Below are 21,704 nucleotides of genomic sequence, written 5' to 3' on the forward strand. Positions count from 1 at the left end.
CGGGGTTCCCGACCCGGCGAGCGTGAGCGCCCTCTATGCGAGGACGAGGCGGCGGGGCGTCTCGCCGGCCGCTCCCCGGAGCCACCCGGCGTCGAGACCCTCGTCGCCCAGGGCCGCGATCAGGTTCTCGAGCGCCTGCGGCGGCTCGGGGCTTGTGGGCTGGCCTGCGTCCGAAGCGAGGACGAGTCTCTCTCCTGCGGCGCGGGCCACCTCGGCGAGGCGGGCTGCCGTCATGCCGGGTTGGTGGAGGAGTTGGTACGCCGTGATCTCCACGTAAGCGCCGCGCTCTGCGAGCTCCGCGATCTCCATCGGGTGCATGCCTGGCACGGTGTAGGAGGGATGCGTGAGGAGGAACCGCCTGATCCCACGGCCCTCCGCCTCGTCGAGGAGCCAACGGCACTCGGTCGCGCTGACATGGCCTGTGCACAGCACGGCGTCATGTTCGGCGATGAGGTCCAAGATGAGCATGATGTCCCGCTCGGTCTTCCCGTCCTCGGCTGCAAGCACTGGCGGGACCGAGAGGACGGCGCGGTCCATGCGCGGGTCGAGGTCGTCCAGCCGGGGCAGGCACGCCGTCTCCTGGGTATGCGCGTCTGCGGTGGGGAACCACACCACGCGGCCCCCGCTTGAGAGGGCCGAGAGCACGGTTGCGGGGCTGAGCCCACCCACGGCACGGTTGAGGGCCACGCCGCCCACCACGTCCAGCCCCGAGGATCGGGCTACCGCGCTCGCACGCCCCACCGTGGACTCATGATGGGCCTTGAGGACGAAGCCGCTGTAGCCCGCTGCCGCGTAGCTCGCCCCGATCTCGTCGTCGAACCCGATCCGATCGAGCACATCAGGCGCGGCGTGGACGTGTACGTCAAACACGGTCGGGCTCCTGTCCGGCGAGGCGTGCGGCGAAGTGGGCTGCCGCCCCGGCGGCGGTGCTCGGGGGTATGGCGGAACCGAGGAAGTCGGTGCGGGACTCTGCGAGGATTGGAACGTCTTCCCGAAGCCGGCGCAGCGCGGAGAGGTCCAGATCGGCGACGGCGGTGTTGGGCTCTTCGGCCAGCTCGGCGAGGACCGCCCCATCGGGTCCGAGGACGCGCGAGCCGCCCCAGAAGCGCACGCCGCTGTCTGTCCCGCTGCGGTTCACGAACACGACGTAGCACTGCAGGAGCAGCGCCGTGTGCTCGAGTATGGTGCGCCATGTCCGCTTGATCCCGGCGGGGTCGGCGCCGTCGATGCTCGCCACCGGCACGACGAGGACCTCGGCCCCGCTGCGCGCCGCGAGCCACGGCACCGCCGGATGCCACATGTCGTTGCAGATCACGGTGGCAACCTTGGCGCCGGCTATCTCGGTCACGGCCACACGGGTGCCGGGCTCGAAGAGCAGATGCTCGTTCCATGGCGCGTAGGAGACGGGGTGGATCTTGTGCTGGACGTGCCCGGAGCCGCCATCACCCATGAGCAGGTAGCTGTTCCAGGGCAGACCCGCCGGGTTCTCCTCGGCGAAACCGATTCCCACAGTCCCCGGGCCTTGGTGGAGGGGGGCAAGGCGCGGGTCGTGGGGTGTGATCAAGTCCTCGACGGAATGGCGGGCGAACCCGTACCCGTTGAGGGAGAGTTCGGGGGCAACGGCCAGATCCACTGGCCCGACCTCACTGCGCAGGGCGGCGAGGTGCGCGACGTTGTCGTCTACTGCGCCGAAGACTGGCGCGGCCTGGAGGAGCCCCACACGCAGGGTGCAGGGCTCCTCGGGGCGCGTCAGCTCAGCTGGTTGGCGCTGAGCCACGTGCTGGCGACCTCCTCCGGGGTCTTGCCGTCCACGTCGATCTGGGCGTTGAGCTTCTGCAGTTCTTCCGCGCTGAGCAGCTCATTGACCGGTGCCATGGCCGCCTCGACGCCGGGGCTCTCCTTGAGCACCTCGCCACGGACATTGAGCGAGAGATTGTACGGCGGGAAGAACCTCTTGTCGTCCTCGAGCACGGTCAGGCCCAGGGCGGAGATGCGCCCGTCCGTGGCGAAGACCTCGCCGAAGTTGCAGGGGTTGCCCTTGGCCACGGCGTTGTAGATGGGGCCCTCTGCTAGCTCGGCGACCTTGTCCTTCGCGAGGCTGAAGCCGTAGGCCTTCTGGAGGCCGTCCCATCCGTCGTCGCGGCCGAAGAACTCCGAAGCGCCGCAGAACGTGGCGCTTCCTGGGTCCTTTTGAACGAGCTGCGCGTAGTCCGAGAGGGAGGACACCCCCAGCTCCTGTGCCTTTTCTGTCTTCACGGCGAGGGCATAGGTGTTGTCTGCGGATGCCGGCGGGAGCCACACGACGTCGTTCTTCGCCTTGTCCAGCTCGCTCAGCTTCGTATACAGCGCCTTGGGGTCCCGGACGTTGTCCTTCTGCTGGAGCGCGAGCCAGCCGGTGCCCGTGTACTCCCAGTACATGTCGATCGCACCGCTGGTCAACGCCGCGCGGACGGCGTTGGAGCCGCTCATGCCGCACGTGCGCTCCACCTTGGCTCCCTGCGACTCAAGCCGCTGGGCCGTGACCTCGCACAGCAGGAGCTGTTCGGTGAAGTTCTTCGACGCGACCGTGAAGGTTGCGCCCTTGAGGGGGCCGTCCGCGGCGGGACCGGCTCCTGTGTCTGCCTGGCTGCCGCTGAGGGCACAGCCGCTGGTCAGCACGACGCCGAGCAGACCGGCGATGGCGAGCAGGGACTTGCGCATGCAGGGCTCCTTTCAGAGGGGTTGGATGATGGTGAACGGAACAGGTGGAGATCTCAGATGCCGCGAGGGCGAAGGGACCGTTCGGCGATCCCGGCAACCCAGTCGACGGCCAGTGCCAGGGCGATGGTCAATGCGCTCCCGACGATCAGGACCGGCATGCGGTTGAGGGCGATGCCGGAGGAGATGATGGAGCCGAGGCCGCCGGCGTTGGTGAAAGCGGCCAGCGTTGCCGCGCCGACGTTGAGGATCAGGGCGACGCGGATACCGGCCAGCATCACGGGCACGGCCAGTGGCAGCTCGATCGTGAAGAGCACCTCCCTGCTGCCCATGCCCATGCCGCGACCGGCGTCGAGGAGGGCGGGATCCACTTGGCGGATCCCGACCATGGTGTTCCTCAGCACCGGCAGGAGCGCATAGGCCACGAGCGCGACCACTGCCATCCAGAAGCCCACGCCGAAGAGCATGGCGAGGATCACGAGGATGCCGATCGAGGGCACGGCCTGGCCTGCGTTGGCCACCGCGAGGACGGCGGCTCCAGGAGCGGCGAAGCGGGGCCGGGTGAGCATGACGCCGAGCGGGACTCCGACCACAATGGTGAGCAGCGTCGACGCCGCCACAAGCAGGACGTGCTCCCACACCGCGGCGAGGACAGCCTGGGGCGCCAAAGCGCGGACGGAGATGGAGTCCAGTTCGAGGGACCCGACATAGGCGAAGACGGCTGCGAGCAGCAGCGCGATGACGCCGGGAAGCGTCCAGAGGGCCCCGCGCCGCATGCCGGGAACCGCTGCCTTCTCGATCGCCGCCGTGCTCACGAGACCGCCTCAAGCGGCTGGGCGGCGGCTGTGAGCAGGGTCTGGAGGCCCACGTAGCGGGTCCCCTCCGGCAGCCGGACGCTGATCCCCTCCGCGCGGGCCGAAAGCACCATCTCGAGGGCGCGGTGCACGCTCTCGTTCGCGTCCACCTCGATCGTCGAGAGGAGGTCCGAGACGTCCGAGGGGGAGGACCGGACGACGCCTGCGACGCTCAGCAGTGAGAGCCGGCGGACTGCTGCGCCCGAGCCGACGAAGTCGCGGACGAACTCGTCGGCCGGGTTGCTGAGGATGTTCAAGGGAGTGTCGAACTGGGCCAGCCGGGAGCCGGGGCCGAAGATCGCGATGCGGTCGCCGAGGCGCAGCGCCTCATCTATGTCATGCGTGACCATCACGATGGTCTTGCGTATGCGCTCCTGCAGGCGTAGGAACTCCATCTGGAGCTTCTCCCTTGCGATGGGGTCCACCGCTCCGAACGGCTCGTCCATGAGCATGACCGGCGGATCGGCGGCGAGGGCGCGGGCCACGCCCACGCGCTGCTGCTGGCCGCCGGAGAGCTGGCGTGGATACCGTCCTGCGTACGTGGAGGGATCGAGTCCCACCATGTCCAGTAGTTCCTCCGCGCGCCTGCGGCGCTCGGCCTTGGCCATTCCCAGCATCTTCGGGACCAAGCCGATGTTGTCCGCAATGGTCAGGTGCGGAAGCAGCCCGATCTGCTGGATGACGTATCCGATCCCGCGGCGGAGCTGATCCGCGTCCGCGTGGGTCACGTCCTTGCCGTCGATGACGATGCGGCCCTCGGTGGGCTCGACGAGCCGGTTCACCATGCGCAGTGTGGTGGTCTTACCGCATCCAGAGGGGCCTACCAGGACGACGAACTCGCCGCGGCGGATCTCCATTGAGAGCTCGGCGACCGCGGCGCGGTCCTGCCCGGGATAGCGCTTGGAGACACGGTCCAGGACGATCATGCTGTCCGTGCTGGGGCTGGGCTTGTCAGACATTCAATCCTCGCAGACTGGTGATTTTGGCGATCCCCATGAAGATGAGGTCCAGGAGCAGGGCTACGACGACGACCCCGAGGACACCGGCAAGCGCCTCCTCGAGCGCGTTTGCGCCGCCGATCCGCTCGAGCCCCCGGAAGATCAGCTCACCGAGACCCGGTCCGCGGACAACGGCCCCGATGGCGGCCGTGGCCACGAGCATGATGGTGGCCGTCCGGATCCCGTTGAGGATCACTGGCCATGCCAGCGGAAGAACCACGGTGCGCATCCGCTGGCCCGCGCTCATGCCCAGCCCTCGGGCGGCGTCGATCACGGCAGCGTCCACGCCGTCGATCCCCGTAACGGCATTGCGCAGAATGGGGAAGACGCCATAGACGGACAGAGCCGCGACCGTCGGCGCCACTCCGAGCCCGAGGAGCGGGATCATGAGTGCGAACAGCGCGAAGGAGGGAATGGTGAGGAAGGTCCCGGTGAGGGAGAGGAGTCCTTGGCGGATCCGCGGGCTGGAATGGGTCAGGAGCGCGAGCCCGATGCCGGCCACGGCCGAAATGGACACGCTGATCAGGACCAGCTCGATGTGCTGGGCAGCCAGGAACATGAGCCGGGCGGCGTTGTCGGTCAGGTAGGAGACGAGGTTCACGGTCTAGTCCTGATCCTCGCCGTGGCCGCCCGAGGGCAGCGGTGCACAGGGCATACCAGCATGGGGCATCGTTGGTCCTGCTCGTTCGTTGGGTGGATGGATTGCCGGTTGCCGGCAGGGCTGCCCGCTCGCGGGGCCGGTCTCCCGGCTACGCGGTGGAGCGCGCCTCGGGGCAGAGTGAACTCTGCAGAGCCCTGACGGTGGCGAGCAGATGGGCCCCGAACACCTGGGTGTGCGGTTCGACCCGGAAGGCCGGACCGGAGATGTTCACGGCTGCCTTGATGCGTCCCGAGAAGTCCCGCACCGGCGCCCCGATGCCGGTGAGCTCGGGATCGAACATCCGGTTGGCCACGGAGTATCCGCGCTGCCGCGCCTCCTGGACCTTGGCGAGGAAGGCGCGTGCCTCGCTTGCCGAGACCCCGTCGTCGCCGCGGCGGACCATCTCGAGGATGTGTTCGTCATCGTGGTCCATGAGAAGCGCCATGCCGCTCGAGCTCCGGTTCACCGGGATGGTCCGGCCGACCCAGTTGACCGCCTCGATGGACCGGCGGGAGCTCTCCGAATGCACGGTGAGCACCTCTCCGTCGCTCAGCACCGTGAGATAGGTACGCTCCCGGACGGCCTCCGTGAGCCTGAGCATGAGGGGGGCGGCGAGTTTGGTCAGGCGCTGATCGCCGGCCCGCACTGCGAGTGCGAACAGGCGCCAGCTCAGGTCGTACCGCCCGGACTCCTCGTCCCTGGCGACGAGCCCGGTTTCCAGCAGGCTCTTGAGCTGCCGGGAGACCACGGACTTCTCCCGGCCGAGGAGCCGGGACACGTCCGCAACGCTCAGTCCGTCAGGGAACGCTGAAGCGTCTGCCGCGCTGAGGACGTCGAGGATGGCCATCACCCTCGAGGCGCCGCTCTGCACTGCAGCCACTCGGTTCTGCTCCAAAGCCATGACCGCCATCCTAGGAACTTGGTGTGATCTGAGCAACACGACGTTGCGGTTTCTGCAACAGTGAACGTTTCGTCAGGCGGAGATGCTGCGTGCGGGGGTTGTCGAGGACTCGAAGGCCTCGTCAAAGAACTCCTTGAGGCGGTCGCAGAGCAGGATGAACTCCGGATGGTCCACGAACATGAAGTCGTTGTGGCGCCCGTCCACCGAGTAGAGCGTCTTGGGCGAGGCCGCTGCTTGGAACAGCGACTGGGCCTCGTCGTACGGGTGCAGCGAGTTGCGGGTCCCGTGGCCGATGAACAACGCCGTCGGGGCGAGGTTGGCCACCACATTCTCCACCCTGAGGTCCAGGATCGACTCGGTGAACTGGATCCTCGTCGGGTGGCCGAAGCCGTAGACCGAGGAGAGCTCCTTCTCGACGTAGTCGCCGGTTGCGGGGTCCAGGGGGTAGTGCTCGAAGGTGTCCGCGAGGCGGGATTCGCCCTCGAGGACGCGGCGCGTCCGGTCCTCCTCCACCTCTTCGACGATCTTCTGGAATTCGTCGTAGGTATGGATGGACTTGAGCCAGCGGGCGCCGTCGTAGAACCCATTGAGCGAGGCCACGGCGGCGACGTTCCGGCCCTTCTCGGCGGCGAGGATGACGTTCGCGGCGCCCATGCCCCAGCCGATGAGACCGACGCGGGCAGGGTCCACCTCCTTCTGTGCGAGGAGGAACGTCACGGCGTTCCGCACGTCCTGGGCCTGCTCCTCAATGAGGACCCTGCCCTTCTCGCCCTCGCTGTCCGCCATGCCGCGGTAATCGAAGCCGAGGCAGACGAACCCCCTCTCGGTCATTCGCTCGGCGAACATCTTCGGGTAGAAGCTGTTGAAGCCCTGATAGCCGGAGTTGACGACCAGTGCTGGGTGACGCTCGCCGTCGGGCAGCCCCTCCGGCAGATAGACCGTGGCCTTCAGCTGGCTGCCCTCGCTGTAGAACGACGCTTCCTTCTCGATCACTGTGGTTCCCTTTTCGCCTGTCCCGGGTTCGCCGGCACGCCTTCCTGCATCCATGTCCAGAACGCGAGCCTCAGGGGCATTGCGAGCGCTGAGGCGGGCTCTGTTTGGCCCATCGGCGATCTGGGTGTGGTGCAGGTCTCAACGAATTCACTATCGCGGCGCGGATGCGAAATGAGCAACTGAATGGTGCAGTTTCTGCAACGCGGTGCGTCGGTCGCCATGCCGGGCGCCGGGGCCTAGCGGCGGGCGAGCCGGTAGGAGTGCTCGCGCAGGGCGCGGGTCCACGCGTAGGTCCCGGCCCCGGGCAGGACGTTGAGGAGAGGGTCGAAGCGCAGAGGCGTGTCCTGGACACGGCCTCCGGCGTCGAGGACCGGCGCGAGGCGGAGCGTTCCGCAGCGCTGCCAGCTCCCGCGCGGCGCGGCCCACAATAGCTCGAGGTCCCAGCGCGCGTCGGGCCGGAAGCGCCCCGGCGCGCCGGGATCCGTGCCGGCCGTCCGGGCCCCGAGCAGGACGGGACCGTTCGAACCGCGGTAGGGCATGAGGGACGTGAGCCGTGCGGCCCCGGCCGTACGGTGCATGGTGAGCGCGAACCTGCCGGGGACCCGCCAGCCGGTGGATGCGAGCAGGAGGTCGGCGGCGCCGTCGTCCGTGTCCAGACGGAGGGCGAGGCCGATGACGTCCGGCCACCCCGGCGGGAAGCCGGCCGACCGGGACAGCCGCGCGGTGACCGGGGTGATGCCGGGGGAGTCGAGGAGGGCGATCCCGGAGGCGGGACCGCCGGCCACCTCGAGCGCGCCGGAGAGGAGGACGCCCTGCGGGTGGATTGGCCGGTCCGGGCGGACGGCCTTGACGGCGGCGAAGCCTGCTGCGAAGAGCCGCCCGAGGGCGCTGGTCGGACGCATCACACGGGGAATGCTACGTGCGCCGGTACTGGGCCGTGATGGGGCACTCGAACGGGTCGCGGGCTGCGAGCCCCACCCGGTTGAGGTATGAGAGGACGATCCGGTAGGAGCGCCACAGGCTCGTCTCGGTGTAAGGGACGTCCAGGGCGCGGCACTGCTCGCGGACGATCCGGCGCGCCTTGGCCAGGTGCGGGCGCGGCATGCTCGGGAAGAGGTGGTGCTCCACCTGGTAGTTGAGGCCGCCCATGAGCCACGTGGCCCACCAGCCCCCGCGGATGTTCCGCGAGGTGCGCACCTGCTTGGAGAAGAAGTCCAGCTTCGCGTCCGGGGCGATCACCGGCATGCCCTTGTGGTTCGGGGCGAAGGTGGCGCCCATGTAGAGGCCGAAGACGGCCAGCTGCACGCCGAGGAACGCGAAGGCCATGCCCACCGGCAGGAACCAGAAGAGCGGCACGAGCATGATCGCGAAGCGCAGCCCGATCAGCCCGAGCTCGGTCCAACGGCGCTTCACCGGCCCGCGGGAGAAGAGGTGGCGGAGGCTGAGGAAATGGAGGTTGATGCCCTCGAGGGTGAGCAGGGGGAAGAACAGCCAGCCCTGCCGGCGGGTGATGAAGGCCAGGAGGCCCTTCGCCTTCGCCGCGTCCTCCTCGATGAAGGAGATCGTGTCGATCTCGATGTCCGGGTCCTTGCCCACCCGGTTGGGGTTGGCGTGGTGCCGCGTGTGCTTGGAGTCCCACCAGGAGTAGCTCATCCCCACCACGGCCGCGAGGACCCGTGCGAGCCGGTCATTGGCCGGGCCCGTGGAGAGGATCTGACGGTGCGCCGCCTCGTGGGCCAGGAACGCCACCTGGGTGAAGAGAATGCCCAGGCCCGCCGCGAGGAGCAGCTGGAACCAGCTGTCCCCCAGGAGGAAGGAGCCGGTGAGCAGGCCGGCCAGCAGGAGCACCAAGCCACCCCCGACGAGGCTGTAGAACCACCGGGTGCGGCGCAGCAGGCCGCTTTCGCGGACCACTTGGGCTACCTCGAGGTAGGCCCGGGCCATCGGAGGGAAGGTCCGCGCGTCCGCGTACCGCTGGGGGTCGGGGGACGTGCGGGAGAGCGTGGGGCCGGATGCTGTGGCGATCAGAGCACCATCTTCACTACAGGGCGCTCGGGGCGCGGCGGGCTAGGGGCGGGAGGGGAACAGGGTGGCGGGGGCCGATTGCTGCGGCCCCCGCCGCCCGGCAGAGGGTTCAGAGAGGGCGGATGTTCGCAGCCTGGGGACCCTTGGGCCCGCGCTCGGAGTCGAACTCGACCTGCTGGCCCTCTTCGAGGGAGCGGTAGCCGCTCGTGGCGATCGCGCTGTAGTGGGCGAAGACGTCCGGGGTGCCGTCAGCGGGTGCGATGAAGCCGAAGCCCTTCTCGGAGTTGAACCATTTCACGGTGCCAGTGGCCATGTGTTTCTTCCTTTGGTGGTGGTCGCGATGATCGGGACCGTTGTTCCGCACCGGTGGAGACGGCACGGGGGTGCTCTGCGCCGGTGGAGGCGGCGCGGGAACAGCTGTGGGGGCGGAGCGCGCGGAGCGGCGCTGTGGCCTGCGGTGTTCTCTGCGAGTCTGCGATGTAGGCGGCGGCTGATGCGTGGAGCGACGCGCCTCGTGCTCGCGGTCGGGCGGCCCAGTGGGGGCCGTGCTGCCGGTTCTGCCCTGCCGATGCTTCTGCCGCTCAGGGACGGAAGCCTGAGGGGAGAGCCGCAGGTGTTCAGTGCTGGCCCCTTGTCCGGAGCCCGGGCGGCCCTCTGTCGGAGGCCGGCACTCGGTCCAGTCTACGTGCCGGAGCCCCGTGCGCCTATTCGTCCTCTCCGGCCAGGTTCAGCGACGCGGTCTGGAGGATCTCCTCGATGTGCGCGGAGGGGACGTCGTGCCGGTAGGCGTCCGCGACGCTCTTGAAGCCGATCGTCATGCCGAGCACGAGGCGCGTGTAGTCCGGCGCTAGGGCCTCGATGACCTGCCGGATCACCTGCGGGAGGACGCCGCGGAGCAGCTCGGCCTGCTCCGGGGAGCCGCCGGCGATGGACACCGAGACCATGTCGTCCACCTTGGCCAGCGTCTTGAGGGACTCCTTGAACATCTCGGTCGCCGCGGGGTCCTCGGGGTCCCAGGACAGCGCCGCGGTCAGGATCCCGATGCCCCGCTGGACCATCTCCGTGTCCTCGCTCATGGTCCCATCCTCCACCCGTCGGGGCGGGGCGGGGCAAGGGGTGCGCCGGCCAGCCCGCTTCAGTCCCGCCCCGCTTCGGTCCCGCCCCGCTTCAGTCCCGGCGCGCCGCCGCTGCGATGGCGGCCGCGAGCTCCGGGTCCATGGGGGCGCGCCCCTCGGCCCCACTCCCGGCCCCTGTCCCGCCACCCGGCGAACCGGCGCGGCGTCGCGCCGAGGCGTGGACCGCGTGCACCCCGGCTGCGAGGAGGCCCGGCACGAGCTCGGCCGTCACGCCCCCGCCGGCCATGATCTGCAGTCCCGGCGCGTGCTCGCGCCCGAGCTCCACGAGCCGCCCGAGCATTCCCAGGCCCTGCCCGCAGTCCGGCGCCCCGCCGCTGGTCAGGACGCGGTCCGCCCCGGCCCGCGCGAGCCGCGCGAGCGCGTCCGCAGGATCAGCGCCGCCGGCCAGTGCGGCGTCGAACGCCCGGTGGAACGTCACCTCCGCGCCGGGCGCCTCGGCGCGCACGACGGCGACGAGCCGGCTGAGCGCCTCGGCGTCGGGCCCGCCGTCCGCGGCCAGGGCGCCCACGACGACGCCCGCCGCGCCCGCCCGGACCGCCCCGACCGCGTCCCGCCCGATCACGTCCAGCTCCTCGCGGGTGTAGACGAAGCCGCCGGGGCGGGGCCGCACGAGCACGTGCACGGGAAGCCCCTGCCCGCACGCGGCCCGGATGGCCCCGCCGCTCGGGGTGACGCCGCCGGTCTCGGCCAGCGCCGCGCACAGCTCCACCCGGGTGGCGCCCACGGACGCGGCGAGGCGCACGCCAGCGGCGTCCTCGACCGCGAACTCGAGGTCCGGCAGCGCCGAGCCGCCCCTCAGAACCCCTGCCACGCCGGCTTCCGGCCGAACGTGTACTGGTAGTACTCCGTGTGGGCCAGGCGGGACGCCGCTGCCTCGTCCACGAGGACGGTCGCGTGCCGGTGCAGCTGCAGCACGGACGCAGGGCACAGAGCGGCGAGGGGCCCCTCCACGGCGGCCGCGATCGCCGCCGCCTTCGCCTTCCCGAGCCCGATCAGCACCACATGCCGCGCCTCGAGGATCGTGCCCAGGCCCTGGGTGAGGACGTGCTCGGGCACCTCGTCGAGGCTGTCGAAGAAGCGCGCGTTGTCCTGCCGGGTCTGCGCCGTGAGCGTCTTGATGCGCGTGCGGGAGGCGAGCGAGGACATGGGCTCGTTGAACCCGATGTGCCCGTCGGTGCCGATGCCGAGGATCTGCACATCGATCCCGCCCGCTTCCGCGATGGCCCGCTCGTACCGGTCCGCCTCGGCCGCGGGGTCCGCGGCCTCCCCGTCCAGCCCGTGCACCGCCCCGGGGGCGAAGTCCACGTGGTCCGCGATCTCGTCCCGGATCACCGAGCGGTACGACTGCGGGTGGCTGGCCGGCAGGCCCACGTACTCGTCGAGCGGGAAGCCCTGCGCCTGCGCGAAGCTCAGCCCCTCCTCGCGGTGCCGCCGGATGAGCTCCCGGTACGTCCCGAGCGGGGTCGAGCCGGTGGCCAGGCCCAGCACGGCCGGGCCGCGGCGGAGCCGCTCCTCGATGATGTCCGCGGCGGTGCGGGCCACGGCGTCGGAATCGGGCAGGACGATGATCTCCATGCTGCTGCTTTCTCGTGATGCGGTCGCGGCCAGAAGCCGGGCGCGGGCCGCGGTGAGGGGCGCACGACGGCGGGGACCCGCCGTCGTGCGCCGTGCCCCGTGCGTTGAGCTACTTGGCGGGCTACTTGGCGGGCTCGGTCTCGACAGTGACCTCGTCGTCCTCGCGGCCCGGTGTGCGCAGGTTCCAGCGCTTGATCACGAAGCTGAAGAGGAAGTAGTAGATGACCGCGTAGCCGAGGCCGATCGGGATGAGCAGCCACGCGTTCTCGGCCTTGCCGAAGTTCAGCACGAAGTCGATGAGCCCGGCAGAGAACGTGAAGCCGTGGTGGATGTCCAGGGCGTTCACGAGGGCCAGCGACGTGCCGGTGAGGACCGCGTGCACGATGTAGAGCGGGAACGCGACGAACATGAACGAGTACTCGAGCGGCTCGGTGATGCCCGTGAGGAACGCGGTGAGAGCGGTGGAGAGCATGATGCCGCCCACGATCTTGCGCTGGGACTTCTTGGCGTGGCGCCAGATGGCCAGGGCCGCGGCAGGGAGGCCGAACATCATGATCGGGAAGAAGCCGGTCATGAACAGGCCGGCGCCCGGGTCGCCGGCGAAGAAGCGGTTGAGGTCGCCGCGGACGAGCTGGCCGTCGGGGCCGGTGAAGTCACCGATGAGGAACCAGACCACGGAGTTGAGGATGTGGTGCAGGCCGGCCGGGATGAGCATGCGGTTCGCGAACCCGTACACGCCGCCGCCCACCACGGCGTTGGCGGCCACGGCCTGGCCCACCCACGAGAGGCCGGCGTTGAACAGCGGGTAGAGCAGGGCCATGACGACGCCGGCCACGAGGCTCGTGACCGAGGTCAGGATGGGCACGAGGCGGCGGCCCGAGAAGAAGCCGAGGAAGTCCGGCAGCTTGGTCCTGTAGAACCGCTGCCACAGGGCGGCGGAGAACAGGCCCACGATGATGCCGGCCAGCACGCCGTAGTTGATCACGGCGGGCTTGCCGGCCGGGTCCACCTGGCCGGCGAGGACGAGCGGGGACATCGCCTTGAAGACCCCGTCGATCACCATGTAGCCCACCACGGCGGCCAGCGCCGTGGAGCCGTCGGCCTTCTTGGCCCAGCCGATCGCGATGCCGACGGCGAAGATGAGCGGCAGCCACGTGAAGACCGCGTTGCCTGCGGCCGAGATGACGGCCGCGCCGCCCTCGAATCCGGGGATGGCGCCGAGCAGGTCCGCCTGGCCCAGACGGAGGAGGATGCCGGCCGCGGGGAGGACGGCGATGGGGAGCATGAGCGTGCGGCCGAGCCGCTGGAGGGTCGCGAAGACAGCGTTGGGCTTCTTCTCCGGCGCCTGCGCCGTGGTGTCTGTCGACATGGGGTGCACCTTTGCGAGTGGGGGTCTTGTCCAGCCCCGGCCGGAGCCGGTACTGTCTGGTTATGACCAGTTCAGTGTGAGCGGGCGCACCAACCGGTGTCAAGGCCTCGCCGTACGGGCCACGGAGGCCCAGACTGGACGCACCACCGTCAGAGAGGACATGCCATGTCGAAGGCAGAGAAGATCGTCGCGGGGCTCGGCGGAGCCGGGAACATCGTCGAGGTGGAGGCATGCATCACCCGCCTGCGCACCGAGGTCAAGGACTCCTCGCTCGTGAGCGAGGCCGCACTCAAGGCCGCCGGCGCGCACGGCGTGCTCGCGGCGGGCACCGCGGTCCAGGTGATCGTGGGGCCGGAGGCGGACACGCTCGCCGAGGACATCGAGGACCTCCTCTGATGACCGGGACGCTCGTGGTCCTCGCCCCGCTCGCCGGCACGGCGGTGCCCATCGCCCAGGTGCCGGACCCGGTGTTCGCCGGCCAGATGGTCGGCTCCGGCGCGGCTGTGGAGCCGCCGGCCGGGAAGGTGTTCGACGTCGTGTCCCCGGTCGCGGGGAAGATCGTCAAGCTCCTGCCGCACGCCTTCGTGGTCGTCGACTCCGAGGGGCGGGGGGTACTCACGCACGTGGGCATCGACACCGTGAAGCTCAAGGGCGAGGGCTTCGAGGTGCTCGCCGAGAAGGGCGCGATGGTCGACGCCGGCGCTCCCATCATGCGCGTCGACCCCGCCCCCGCTGTGGCCGCCGGCTACTCCATGGTGAGTCCCGTCGTCGTCCTCGACACGAAGCCGGACCTGGCCACCTCCGTCGCCTCCGGCGAGGTCGAGGCCGGGGCGGAGCTGTTCGCGATCAACGGCGGCTGAGGGGAAGCGGCGCGGTCACGACAGCGTTGCGGCGCGGCCTTCACAGGCCGCGCCGTGCCCGCTACAGGGTTTCGGGAATCGGGCGCCCCGGGAAGAGCATGGAGTGCTGTCGCAGGTACATCCGGCGCCCGATGAGACGGTAGGCGAGGCGGACCGGGGCCGGAATCTCCTCGTAGAAGATCTTCCTCCGCTCGTCGGGCGGATTGGTGGCCAGCACCATTCCGAGGTAGGCGACGAGGAACTTCTTGTCGTGCTGATCGACCCCGTGCTTCGGGAGAGCGCTCAGCTCCTTGTCGGTCATGACCCGGTCGACGACGGGCATCACCTCGGTGACCTCGCGGCGCAGATGCTCGTTGAGCACGGTCTGCAGGTCCTCGTGGCGCTGTGCGACCTCGTCTCTGTCCCCTGCGCCTGCCGTCTGCATCCAGCGCTTGCGGACGGCTTCAATGCTCTCGACGCGATCTCTGACCTGTCGGTGGTGGTCGAGCATCTGGTCGACGTGCGGTGCGCTTGCCGGCGCGCGCTCCGCCAGGCGTGGGTACATCAACAGCTCCTCGCCCTCCTGGTGGACAAGGAGCACCTTGTGGAAGTTTCCGAGCACTTCTCCCACGTAGCCGGCGCGTGCCCTGTCTCCGGGGGCGGTCGAGCGCACCAGGTCGGGCGCTTCGCCATACGCCCAGAGGAGGAAGCGGTGAATCCGCCGCATGCCGGTCGATCCTCTCGACAGGACGGGACCCGGCGGCACAGGCGCCGCAGCCTCGCCGGGCTGCATCGTGAAGAAGTCGGCCATGGCGTGGCCTCCCTTTCAGAAATGAGGCGAGACCCTGAGCAGGCGCACGTCGCTGGTCTCTCGCGGCGGAAGCCGCGGACGCAGACTGGGTCTCGATTCACGTGTGGTCCTGCCGGGCGCGCAGAGTGCCCGGGTGCGCCGCGGGTTCCCGGCGGCGAGAGGGGTGCCGCATGGGTGCGCCTGCGGGAATGCCCCGGCGCAGCGCGGGGAGCGGGTGCCGGGGCCGTCTGGATGGCAGCCGTCGCCGCCATGGACCTAGATTACTACGTCTTTAGTAGATAGCCACTGCTTTTATAGTAGTGACTATGTCCACTCGTGAACGGGCTCTGGAGGCCGCCGTTGAGCTGCTCGGCACGCAGGGCCTGAGGGCCCTCACGCACACAAGGGTCGACGAGGCTGCCGGGATGCCGAGGGGGTCGACGTCGAACCACTTCCGCACGCGTGCCGCCCTCCTGACCGGCGTGGTCGAATGGCTCGCCCAGCAGGATCTGGCCGACCTCGGTGGACCTCCAAGCCTGCCGGCCGATGTCGCCGCCTTCGTCGCTCTGCTGGCCCACACCGTGGAGGCCACGACCACAGGCTCCCGGACGCGGACCATTGCGCGGTACGTGCTCTTCCTCGAGGGCACCCACAACGAAGACGTGCGGCGCCCGCTGCTCGCTGGCCGGGCGTACTTCCGGGCCTTCGTCGAAACCTCCATGGCGCGCCTCGGGGCGCCTGATCCCGCGGCAGCCGCGACCGCGATCACCGCCGTGGGCGAGGGCATGATCATCCACCGCGTGGCGGTCGATCCCGATGCCGACGTGCTCGCGCCCCTTGACGCCGTCGTGCGGGCGTTTCTCCCGCGCGTGAGGGCTACGCGGGGGCCGTCCGGATCCGGGCCAGCATGACGACCCCGAGGAAACGTCTCCTGCGGGGCTTCACGGCAGGTTGCGCAGCGAGTCGCCGGGGCACTGGGCTTCCACTCTGGGATCCAGGTCTGGGGCACGGCAAGCACCGTGCCCCAGACCTGATCTGAACACTCCTACTTGCCGGCAGCAGCCAGCTCCGCCACCACCGGAACGTCCACCCAGGCGTTCTTCTCGGCGGACGCGACGATCGCATCATCGATCAGGGCCGTCTGGTACCCGTCGGCGAAGTTGGGGCTGACGGAGCCGCCCTCGGCGATGGCCTTGAAGAAGTCGTGGGCCTCGATGATCTTCGTCTCGCCGTAGCCGATGCCCAGGGCGGGGATGGGCCAGAGGCCCTCGCCGTAGGGGTGGGCCGGGCCGGTGTAGACGGTGCGGAAGCCGCGGCGGTCGTTGCCGTCGGAGGCGAAGCAGACCTGCAGCTCGTCCCGGCGCTCGTAGTTGAAGAAGATGCTGCCCTCGGTGCCGTGGATCTCGAAGGTGATGAAGTTGTTCCGGCCGTAGGCGTTGCGGGTGGCCTCGATGGAGCCTACGGCGCCGTTGGCGAAGCGCACCATGGTCATCACCTCGTCGTCGACGTCGACCTCCCCGCGGGGGCCTTCGCCGCCGCGGACGTTGCCGAGCGCGTCGGCCCCGCCGGTCTGCAGGGGGCGCTCCGGGATGAAGGTGGAGAGGATCGAGTTCACGGAGGCGAACTCGCCCACGAGGTAGCGGGCCATGTCGATCACGTGGGTGGCGATATCGCCGAGGGCGCCGGAGCCCGCGACCTTCTTCTGGAAGCGCCAGGACAGCGGCGAGTTCGGGTCGGCGGACCAGTCCTGCAGGTACGTGCCGCGGAAGTTCAGGACGCGGCCGATCGCGCCTTCCTCGATGTACTTCTTGGCCAGGGCGACGGCGGGGGTGCGGCGGTAGTTGAAGGCCACCATGTGCACGATCCCGGCGTCCTTGACCGCGTCGTACATGGCCTTGGACTCCTCGCCGGTGCGGGCGAGGGGCTTCTCACAGATGATGTGCTTCCCTGCCCGGGCGGCGGCGATGGCGATCTCCGCGTGCAGATGGTTGGGGGTGGCGATGTCGACGACGTCGATGGACGGGTCGTCGATGATGCTGCGCCAGTCGGAGGTGGAGTTCTCGAAGCCGAAGCGGCGGGCGGCCTCGGCGGCGAGGTTCTCGTTGGCCTCGGCGATGGTGTGCCGGACGGGGATGGCCGGGGCGGGCCAGAAGAACATGGGCATGGCCGAGTACGCCAGGGAGTGGGCCTTGCCCATGAAGCCGCCTCCGATGAGGCCGACGTTGAGGTTCTTCACGATGGTTTCCTTCTCGAGCGAAAAAAGGTGGGGAGTGGGTCAGGGGAGGAGCTGCTGGAGGTACTTGCGGCTGATCTCCGCGGCGGCCTTCGGGTCGCCGTCGTACTCGTCGAGCTCGACCATGAGCCAGCTGTCGTAGCCGCTCTCCTTGATCGCGGCGACGATGTCGGGGAAGTCCAGCTCGCCCTCGCCGAGGGGCAGGAAGGCGAACGGGTCCTTGCGGAAGTCCTTGAGGTGGACGTGGCGGATCCGGTCCGGGTACTGGCGGATGACGGCGGCCGGGTCGCCGCCGCCGGCGGCGAGGTGGGCGGTGTCCGGGCAGAAGCCGATGCGGGTGAGGGGCATCAGCTTCTCCAGCTCGTCCGGGCTCTCGACGATGGTGGAGAGGTGCGGGTGGTAGCTGGCGGACAGGCCGGCGGCCTCGGCGATGTCGGCGACCCGGTCCAGCGCCTCGCCGAGGCGCTTGTAGTCCTCGTCGGTGGTGCCGGCGGCGCGGCGGGCGCCGCCGCCGACGACGAGGCGCTCGGCGCCGAAGGTCGCGGCGAGTTCGGCGGCGCGCTCGATGCGGTGCAGCTCGTCGGGCAGGATGTCGGCGTAGATGAAGTTCGCGCCGGTGTAGACGCTGACCAGGGAGACGCCGGCCTTGTCGAGGATGCTGCGCAGTTCCTCGGGCTTGTCGGCGTACGCGGCGAGGTTGCCGTCGAACATCTCCACGCCCTCGTAGCCGGCCTGGGCGATGTCCGCAACGGCCCGGTCCATAGGCCCGTGGGTCAGGTAGAAGAGGTCCTTGACGCTCGTCACGCCCTGGGGGTGGCCGACGACGCCGCCCCAGGTGATGGAGCAGTATCCGAGTTTCATTGCTTCTGCCTTTCGACTGCCGAGGAAGACTCGAGGGTTTCGTGTGGGTTGCCGGTGGGGCGAACGTCAATCCACGCATGGTGTGCCGCGGAGGTGAGGACCGCTTCGGTCAGGAGGGCTGCCCGGAGACCGTCCCGGAACGTGGGCAGGCCTTCGGGTTCCTGGCCCTGGACTGCCGCGTAGGTGTCCGTGACGAAGGCGTTGAAGCTGTCCTGGTATCCGTGCGGATGGCCGGGAGGGAGCTTGGCATAGCGTCGGCCGCCGGGGGTGGAAAGGGTCTGGGGGCCCACCGGGACGTCGGAACTGGAATCTGGGCGTCCGATGCGCAGCGTGTCCGGTCGCTCCTGATTGAAGCTGAATGATGCTTCGGTTCCATCGAAGGAGAACCAGAGGCGGTTCTTCCTTCCCGGGCTGACTTGGCTGACGACCAGCGAGCCTGTGGCTCCCCTGTCGGTCTCGAAGATGAGCGTTGCCCCGTCCTCAGTGGCCACGGAGGACAACGTGCCCTGGGTTTCGCGCTGCTCGTAGGCCCGGCTCGTCCGTGCGATGATCCGGGTGATCCTGTGTCCCGTGGTGAACTCCATCAGGTCGCACCAGTGGACGCCTATGTCGCCGAACGCCCTGGACGCTCCTCCGAGCTTCGTGTCGACCCGCCAGTTCGTGGCTTCTGCACCCGCGAGCCAGTCCTGAAGGTAAGAGCCGTGCAGCAGCCAGAGACGGCCGGCCTCGCCGCTGAGGATGCGGTCGCGTGCCTCGCGGACGGCCGGATAGAACCTGTAGACGAAGGGCACGGCTGTGACGACGCCTGCCTGGTCCGCGAGGTATGCCAGTTCCGTGGCGTCCTCGACGCTGGTGGCGAGGGGCTTCTCGCAGATGACGGCCTTCCCTGCCGCAATGGCCTTGCGTGCGAGGTCCGCGTGAGTGGCGTTCGGGGTGCAGATGTGGACGACGTCCACGTCGTCCCGAGCGATCAGTGCCTCAGGGGACTCGGCCGCGGCTCCCGCGCCTAGTCGGGCTGCTGCCGCCTCGGCGCTGGCCTGGCTGCTTCCGGCGACTGCGCTGACTGTGCTTCCCGCCGCGCGCACAGCGTGCGAGTGGACGGTGCCCATGAATCCTGTGCCGATGATCCCGGCTCGCGGTGTGGAGGCCATGGTCGCCTACTTCTTCCGGGCGAGGGCGACGGCGAGGATGATGATCGCGCCGCGGACCACCTGCTGCTGGCTGCTGTCCAGGCCCGCAAGGATGAGGCCGTTGTTGATCAGGCCGATCAGCAGTGCCCCGAAGAGGGTGCCGATCACCGAGCCGGCGCCGCCGAAGAGGCTGGTCCCGCCGAGGATGACGGCGGCGATCGCCGAGAGCTCGTCGCCGGCGCCCCACTGGAAGCGGCCGGACTGCAGGCGGCCTGCGTACAGCATGCCGGCCACGCTCGCCACGACGCCCGAGATGAGCAGCACCTGGAACTTGATCATCTTCGTGTTGATGCCGGTGAACTCGGCGGCGGTGCGGTTGCCGCCGGTGGCCAGGACCTGCCGGCCGAACTTCGTCCGGTTGAGCACCACGGCGCCGATGGCCACGAAGATGGCGCTCCAGACGATCAGGCCGGGGACCGGGCCGAAGTTGCCAGAGCCGAACAGCATGTTGAACGTGTCGTCCAGGATCGGCTGCGGTGCCGAGGCGGTGATCCACTGGGCCGCGCCGACGGCGATGCCGAGCATGCCGAGGGTCACCAGGAAGGACGGGATGCCGAGCAGGCTGACCAGGGCTCCGTTGATGGAACCGACGAGTAGGCCGACGGCGAGGCCGGCGAGGATGCCCGGGATGAGGCCCCACTGGGAGAGCGCCATGGCGGTGCAGACACTGGAGAGCCCGGCTACCGAGCCGACGCTCAGGTCGATCTCCGCGCAGGAGATCACGTAGGTCATCCCCACCGCGATCACGGTGATGGTGGCCGTCTGCCGGAAGATGTTCAGCAGGTTCTGCGGCGAGAGGAAGCCCTGGTCCCGCAGCAGGACGGCGAAGAAGAGGAAGACGACGACGAAGCCGATGTAGATGACGTACCGGCGCCAGTCGAGGTCCTTGAGCACCGTGCCGAAGTTGCGGGGGGCAGCGGTGTCGCTGGGGGTGATGGTGGTTGTCTTGCTCACTGGTCAGACTCCCTGGACTGCAAGTTGGAGATATTCCTCGTCAGCGATCTCGCTGCGGGGGATGTCACGGATGACGGAGCCGTCCTTGAGGACGAGGACGCGGTCGCTGACCGCGAGGAGTTCCGGGTACTCGGAGGAGATGACGATGACCGCCTTGCCGGCGCTGGCAAGCTCGCGGATCATGTCCAAGATCTCGCTCTTGGTGCCGATGTCGACGCCGGCGGTCGGCTCGTCCAGGATCAGGATGTCCGGATCGTTGCCCAGCCACTTGGCGATGACCACCTTCTGCTGGTTGCCTCCGGAGAGGAGGCGCACCGGGCGGTGCGGGTGGGCGACCTTGACGGCGAACTTCCGGATCAACGAGGAGGAGAGCTCCTTGCCCTTGGCCTGGTCCAGCAGCGGGCCGCGCTGGATCTGGCCGAGGAGGGGCAGGAGGAGGTTCTCGCGGACGGAGTGGTCCAGGACCAGCCCCTGTGCCCGCCTGTCCTCGGGGACGAGGGCGACGCCGGCCTCGATGGCCTGCTGCGGGGTGGCCAAGGTGACCTTCCTGCCCCGGATCAGGATCTCGCCGCTGTCCACCCGGTCGATGCCGAAGAGCGCCCGGGCCAGCTCGGTGCGGCCGCTGCCCATGAGCCCGGCCAGACCGAGGATCTCCCCCGGGCGGAGGGTGAAGGACACCTCCCGCACCCGCCGGCCCGCGGTGAGGCTGCGTACCTCGAGGAGGGGTGCGCCGTCGTGCGCCACGTGGTCCCGCGCGCGGTAGGCGAGCTGGCCCTCGATCTTCTTGCCGACGATGCCCTCGACGATCTGCTCGGGGGTGACGTCGGCCAGCGGCTCGGTCAGCAGCCGGCGCCCGTCGCGCAGGATCGTGATGCGGTCCGCCAACCGGTAGACCTCGTCCATCCGGTGCGAGATGTAGATGATCGAGATGCCGCGGTTCTTCAGCCTGTCGATCAGCTCGAACAGCGCCTCGGACTCGTGCCGGGCGAGGCTGGCGGTGGGCTCGTCCATGATGAGCACCTGGGCGTTCTGGGACAGCGCCTTGGCGATCTCCGTGAGCTGCCAGTACGCCGTGCCGAGGCGGGAGACCTCGGCGCGGGGGTCGACGTCGACCTCCATCTCGGCGAAGAGCTCCCTCGCCTTCCGCACTGCGGTGCGGTCGTCGATGAGGCCGGCGCGGCCCAGCGGCTCGGCCGCGAGGAAGATGTTCTGCGCGACGGTCAGGCTCGGCACCAGGCTGAACTCCTGGAAGACCATGCCGATGCCGGCTGCCTTCGCGTCCTGGATGGAGCTGATGGTGACGGGCCGGCCGTTGATGAGGATCTCGCCGGCGTCCGCCTGGTAGACGCCCTGGAGGATCTTCATGAGGGTGGACTTGCCGGCGCCGTTGCCGCCGGCGAGGGCGTGGACCTCGCCCCTGCGGACCTCGAAGCCAACGTCCTTGAGGACGGGGACGCCGTTGAAGCCCTTCGAGATGGAGCGCATGTCGACGACGTTGTCTGGGGTGTTCATGGGTGCACTTTCGTCAGCGGTGCCTGAGTGGTGCAGCTGCTTCGGACGGGTGGTGGGGGGGGGGGGGGGGGCCCCCCCCCCCCGGTGCGGCGAAGGCTTGTTGGAGTGCTGGGGCTCTTTTGGTGCGGCCACCTGGT

The 21,704-nt window shown here is 69.4% G+C and carries 24 protein-coding genes; 3 read left to right on the forward strand and 21 right to left on the reverse strand.

Annotated elements, in window-relative coordinates:
- Positions 1 to 33 precede the first annotated feature (33 nt).
- From ABCQ75_RS10495 to ABCQ75_RS10565, 15 genes are all read right to left on the reverse strand, one after another.
- A complete protein-coding gene (locus tag ABCQ75_RS10495) occupies positions 34 to 870 on the reverse strand; it encodes a DUF6282 family protein (protein ID WP_345885317.1) in 837 nt (278 codons plus the stop codon).
- Positions 863 to 1,777 (reverse strand): nitrilase-related carbon-nitrogen hydrolase, encoded by a 915-nt coding sequence (locus ABCQ75_RS10500; protein WP_345885318.1) that lies wholly within the window; start codon positions 1,775 to 1,777, stop codon positions 863 to 865. Before ABCQ75_RS10500 ends, ABCQ75_RS10495 begins: the two co-directional genes overlap by 8 nt.
- A complete protein-coding gene (locus tag ABCQ75_RS10505; protein WP_345885319.1) occupies positions 1,750 to 2,700 on the reverse strand; it encodes a glycine betaine ABC transporter substrate-binding protein in 951 nt (316 codons plus the stop codon). The genes ABCQ75_RS10500 and ABCQ75_RS10505 overlap by 28 nt, the downstream gene beginning before the upstream one ends.
- Before the next feature lie 53 nt (positions 2,701 to 2,753).
- The gene (locus ABCQ75_RS10510) at positions 2,754 to 3,512 is read right to left on the reverse strand and encodes an ABC transporter permease (RefSeq protein ID WP_345885320.1); all 759 of its coding nucleotides are present in this window, start codon (positions 3,510 to 3,512) and stop codon (positions 2,754 to 2,756) included.
- Positions 3,509 to 4,510 carry an ABC transporter ATP-binding protein gene (locus ABCQ75_RS10515; protein ID WP_345885321.1) on the reverse strand — a complete coding sequence of 334 codons (1,002 nt, stop codon included), beginning with the start codon at positions 4,508 to 4,510 and terminating at the stop codon, positions 3,509 to 3,511. Before ABCQ75_RS10515 ends, ABCQ75_RS10510 begins: the two co-directional genes overlap by 4 nt.
- The gene (locus tag ABCQ75_RS10520) at positions 4,503 to 5,150 is read right to left on the reverse strand and encodes an ABC transporter permease (protein ID WP_345885322.1); all 648 of its coding nucleotides are present in this window, start codon (positions 5,148 to 5,150) and stop codon (positions 4,503 to 4,505) included. The genes ABCQ75_RS10515 and ABCQ75_RS10520 overlap by 8 nt, the downstream gene beginning before the upstream one ends.
- Positions 5,151 to 5,298: 148 nt before the next feature.
- Positions 5,299 to 6,090 (reverse strand): IclR family transcriptional regulator, encoded by a 792-nt coding sequence (locus ABCQ75_RS10525; protein ID WP_345885323.1) that lies wholly within the window; start codon positions 6,088 to 6,090, stop codon positions 5,299 to 5,301.
- A 72-nt stretch (positions 6,091 to 6,162) separates the two neighbouring features.
- On the reverse strand, positions 6,163 to 7,083 hold the full coding sequence (locus tag ABCQ75_RS10530) for an alpha/beta hydrolase (protein WP_345885324.1): 921 nt from the start codon (positions 7,081 to 7,083) through the stop codon (positions 6,163 to 6,165).
- A gap of 236 nt (positions 7,084 to 7,319) precedes the next feature.
- The gene (locus tag ABCQ75_RS10535) at positions 7,320 to 7,985 is read right to left on the reverse strand and encodes a hypothetical protein (protein ID WP_345885325.1); all 666 of its coding nucleotides are present in this window, start codon (positions 7,983 to 7,985) and stop codon (positions 7,320 to 7,322) included.
- Positions 7,986 to 7,998: 13 nt separating this feature from the next.
- A complete protein-coding gene (locus tag ABCQ75_RS10540) occupies positions 7,999 to 9,027 on the reverse strand; it encodes a fatty acid desaturase family protein (RefSeq protein WP_345885326.1) in 1,029 nt (342 codons plus the stop codon).
- Between the two features lie 190 nt (positions 9,028 to 9,217).
- Positions 9,218 to 9,421, reverse strand: coding sequence for a cold-shock protein (locus ABCQ75_RS10545; protein ID WP_345885327.1), 204 nt, complete (start codon positions 9,419 to 9,421; stop codon positions 9,218 to 9,220).
- 391 nt (positions 9,422 to 9,812) lie between these two features.
- Entirely contained in the window at positions 9,813 to 10,184 is a 372-nt protein-coding gene (locus ABCQ75_RS10550) for a hypothetical protein (RefSeq protein ID WP_345885328.1), read from the reverse strand.
- Positions 10,185 to 10,275: 91 nt separating this feature from the next.
- Positions 10,276 to 11,055 (reverse strand): copper homeostasis protein CutC, encoded by a 780-nt coding sequence (locus ABCQ75_RS10555; RefSeq protein ID WP_345885329.1) that lies wholly within the window; start codon positions 11,053 to 11,055, stop codon positions 10,276 to 10,278.
- Positions 11,040 to 11,819 (reverse strand): glucosamine-6-phosphate deaminase, encoded by a 780-nt coding sequence (gene nagB / locus ABCQ75_RS10560; RefSeq protein ID WP_345885330.1) that lies wholly within the window; start codon positions 11,817 to 11,819, stop codon positions 11,040 to 11,042. The genes ABCQ75_RS10555 and nagB overlap by 16 nt, the downstream gene beginning before the upstream one ends.
- A 121-nt stretch (positions 11,820 to 11,940) precedes the next feature.
- Positions 11,941 to 13,188, reverse strand: a complete 1,248-nt coding sequence (locus tag ABCQ75_RS10565) for a PTS transporter subunit EIIC (RefSeq protein ID WP_345885331.1) — start codon at positions 13,186 to 13,188, stop codon at positions 11,941 to 11,943.
- 165 nt (positions 13,189 to 13,353) lie between these two features.
- On the opposite strand from ABCQ75_RS10565, the gene ABCQ75_RS10570 reads away from it, so the two are divergent.
- Positions 13,354 to 13,584 (forward strand): PTS sugar transporter subunit IIB, encoded by a 231-nt coding sequence (locus ABCQ75_RS10570; RefSeq protein WP_345885332.1) that lies wholly within the window; start codon positions 13,354 to 13,356, stop codon positions 13,582 to 13,584.
- Positions 13,584 to 14,048 carry a PTS sugar transporter subunit IIA gene (locus ABCQ75_RS10575; protein ID WP_345885333.1) on the forward strand — a complete coding sequence of 155 codons (465 nt, stop codon included), beginning with the start codon at positions 13,584 to 13,586 and terminating at the stop codon, positions 14,046 to 14,048. The genes ABCQ75_RS10570 and ABCQ75_RS10575 overlap by 1 nt, the downstream gene beginning before the upstream one ends.
- A gap of 61 nt (positions 14,049 to 14,109) precedes the next feature.
- On the opposite strand, the gene ABCQ75_RS10580 is transcribed toward ABCQ75_RS10575, so the two are convergent.
- A complete protein-coding gene (locus ABCQ75_RS10580) occupies positions 14,110 to 14,838 on the reverse strand; it encodes a hemerythrin domain-containing protein (RefSeq protein WP_345885334.1) in 729 nt (242 codons plus the stop codon).
- A gap of 305 nt (positions 14,839 to 15,143) precedes the next feature.
- Here ABCQ75_RS10580 and ABCQ75_RS10585 point away from each other — a divergent pair, with 305 nt between their 5' ends.
- Complete coding sequence (locus ABCQ75_RS10585; protein ID WP_345885335.1) at positions 15,144 to 15,728, forward strand: TetR/AcrR family transcriptional regulator; 585 nt, start codon at positions 15,144 to 15,146, stop codon at positions 15,726 to 15,728.
- 134 nt (positions 15,729 to 15,862) lie between these two features.
- Here the strand turns inward: ABCQ75_RS10585 and ABCQ75_RS10590 are convergent, their stop codons facing one another.
- The 5 genes from ABCQ75_RS10590 to ABCQ75_RS10610 are packed head-to-tail and all read right to left on the reverse strand — an operon-like array spanning position 15,863 to position 21,567.
- Positions 15,863 to 17,053: a levoglucosan dehydrogenase gene (locus ABCQ75_RS10590; RefSeq protein WP_345885336.1), complete on the reverse strand. Its 1,191-nt coding sequence runs from the start codon at positions 17,051 to 17,053 to the stop codon at positions 15,863 to 15,865.
- Positions 17,054 to 17,092: 39 nt separating this feature from the next.
- The gene (locus tag ABCQ75_RS10595) at positions 17,093 to 17,911 is read right to left on the reverse strand and encodes a sugar phosphate isomerase/epimerase family protein (RefSeq protein ID WP_345885337.1); all 819 of its coding nucleotides are present in this window, start codon (positions 17,909 to 17,911) and stop codon (positions 17,093 to 17,095) included.
- The gene (locus ABCQ75_RS10600) at positions 17,908 to 19,062 is read right to left on the reverse strand and encodes a Gfo/Idh/MocA family protein (protein ID WP_345885338.1); all 1,155 of its coding nucleotides are present in this window, start codon (positions 19,060 to 19,062) and stop codon (positions 17,908 to 17,910) included. Before ABCQ75_RS10600 ends, ABCQ75_RS10595 begins: the two co-directional genes overlap by 4 nt.
- Positions 19,063 to 19,068: 6 nt before the next feature.
- The gene (locus ABCQ75_RS10605) at positions 19,069 to 20,055 is read right to left on the reverse strand and encodes an ABC transporter permease (protein WP_345885339.1); all 987 of its coding nucleotides are present in this window, start codon (positions 20,053 to 20,055) and stop codon (positions 19,069 to 19,071) included.
- Between the two features lie 3 nt (positions 20,056 to 20,058).
- On the reverse strand, positions 20,059 to 21,567 hold the full coding sequence (locus tag ABCQ75_RS10610; RefSeq protein WP_345885340.1) for a sugar ABC transporter ATP-binding protein: 1,509 nt from the start codon (positions 21,565 to 21,567) through the stop codon (positions 20,059 to 20,061).
- Between the last annotated feature and the right edge of the window lie 137 nt (positions 21,568 to 21,704).

The sequence above is a fragment of the Sinomonas halotolerans genome, from assembly GCF_039615075.1.
Lineage (GTDB): Bacteria > Actinomycetota > Actinomycetes > Actinomycetales > Micrococcaceae > Sinomonas > Sinomonas halotolerans.

Bases quoted from the DNA above. Each gene is read 5' to 3' on its own strand.
- ABCQ75_RS10595 (WP_345885337.1), bottom strand. From the start codon at position 17,911: ATGAAACTCGGATACTGCTCCATCACCTGGGGCGGCGTCGTCGGCCAC.
- ABCQ75_RS10515 (WP_345885321.1), bottom strand. From the start codon at position 4,510: ATGTCTGACAAGCCCAGCCCCAGCACGGACAGCATGATCGTCCTGGAC.
- ABCQ75_RS10535 (WP_345885325.1), bottom strand. From the start codon at position 7,985: ATGCGTCCGACCAGCGCCCTCGGGCGGCTCTTCGCAGCAGGCTTCGCC.
- ABCQ75_RS10585 (WP_345885335.1), top strand. From the start codon at position 15,144: ATGTCCACTCGTGAACGGGCTCTGGAGGCCGCCGTTGAGCTGCTCGGC.
- ABCQ75_RS10610 (WP_345885340.1), bottom strand. From the start codon at position 21,567: ATGAACACCCCAGACAACGTCGTCGACATGCGCTCCATCTCGAAGGGC.
- ABCQ75_RS10540 (WP_345885326.1), bottom strand. From the start codon at position 9,027: ATGGCCCGGGCCTACCTCGAGGTAGCCCAAGTGGTCCGCGAAAGCGGC.
- ABCQ75_RS10565 (WP_345885331.1), bottom strand. From the start codon at position 13,188: ATGTCGACAGACACCACGGCGCAGGCGCCGGAGAAGAAGCCCAACGCT.
- ABCQ75_RS10600 (WP_345885338.1), bottom strand. From the start codon at position 19,062: ATGGCCTCCACACCGCGAGCCGGGATCATCGGCACAGGATTCATGGGC.
- ABCQ75_RS10550 (WP_345885328.1), bottom strand. From the start codon at position 10,184: ATGAGCGAGGACACGGAGATGGTCCAGCGGGGCATCGGGATCCTGACC.
- ABCQ75_RS10505 (WP_345885319.1), bottom strand. From the start codon at position 2,700: ATGCGCAAGTCCCTGCTCGCCATCGCCGGTCTGCTCGGCGTCGTGCTG.
- nagB (WP_345885330.1), bottom strand. From the start codon at position 11,819: ATGGAGATCATCGTCCTGCCCGATTCCGACGCCGTGGCCCGCACCGCC.
- ABCQ75_RS10570 (WP_345885332.1), top strand. From the start codon at position 13,354: ATGTCGAAGGCAGAGAAGATCGTCGCGGGGCTCGGCGGAGCCGGGAAC.
- ABCQ75_RS10525 (WP_345885323.1), bottom strand. From the start codon at position 6,090: ATGGCTTTGGAGCAGAACCGAGTGGCTGCAGTGCAGAGCGGCGCCTCG.
- ABCQ75_RS10575 (WP_345885333.1), top strand. From the start codon at position 13,584: ATGACCGGGACGCTCGTGGTCCTCGCCCCGCTCGCCGGCACGGCGGTG.
- ABCQ75_RS10545 (WP_345885327.1), bottom strand. From the start codon at position 9,421: ATGGCCACTGGCACCGTGAAATGGTTCAACTCCGAGAAGGGCTTCGGC.
- ABCQ75_RS10580 (WP_345885334.1), bottom strand. From the start codon at position 14,838: ATGGCCGACTTCTTCACGATGCAGCCCGGCGAGGCTGCGGCGCCTGTG.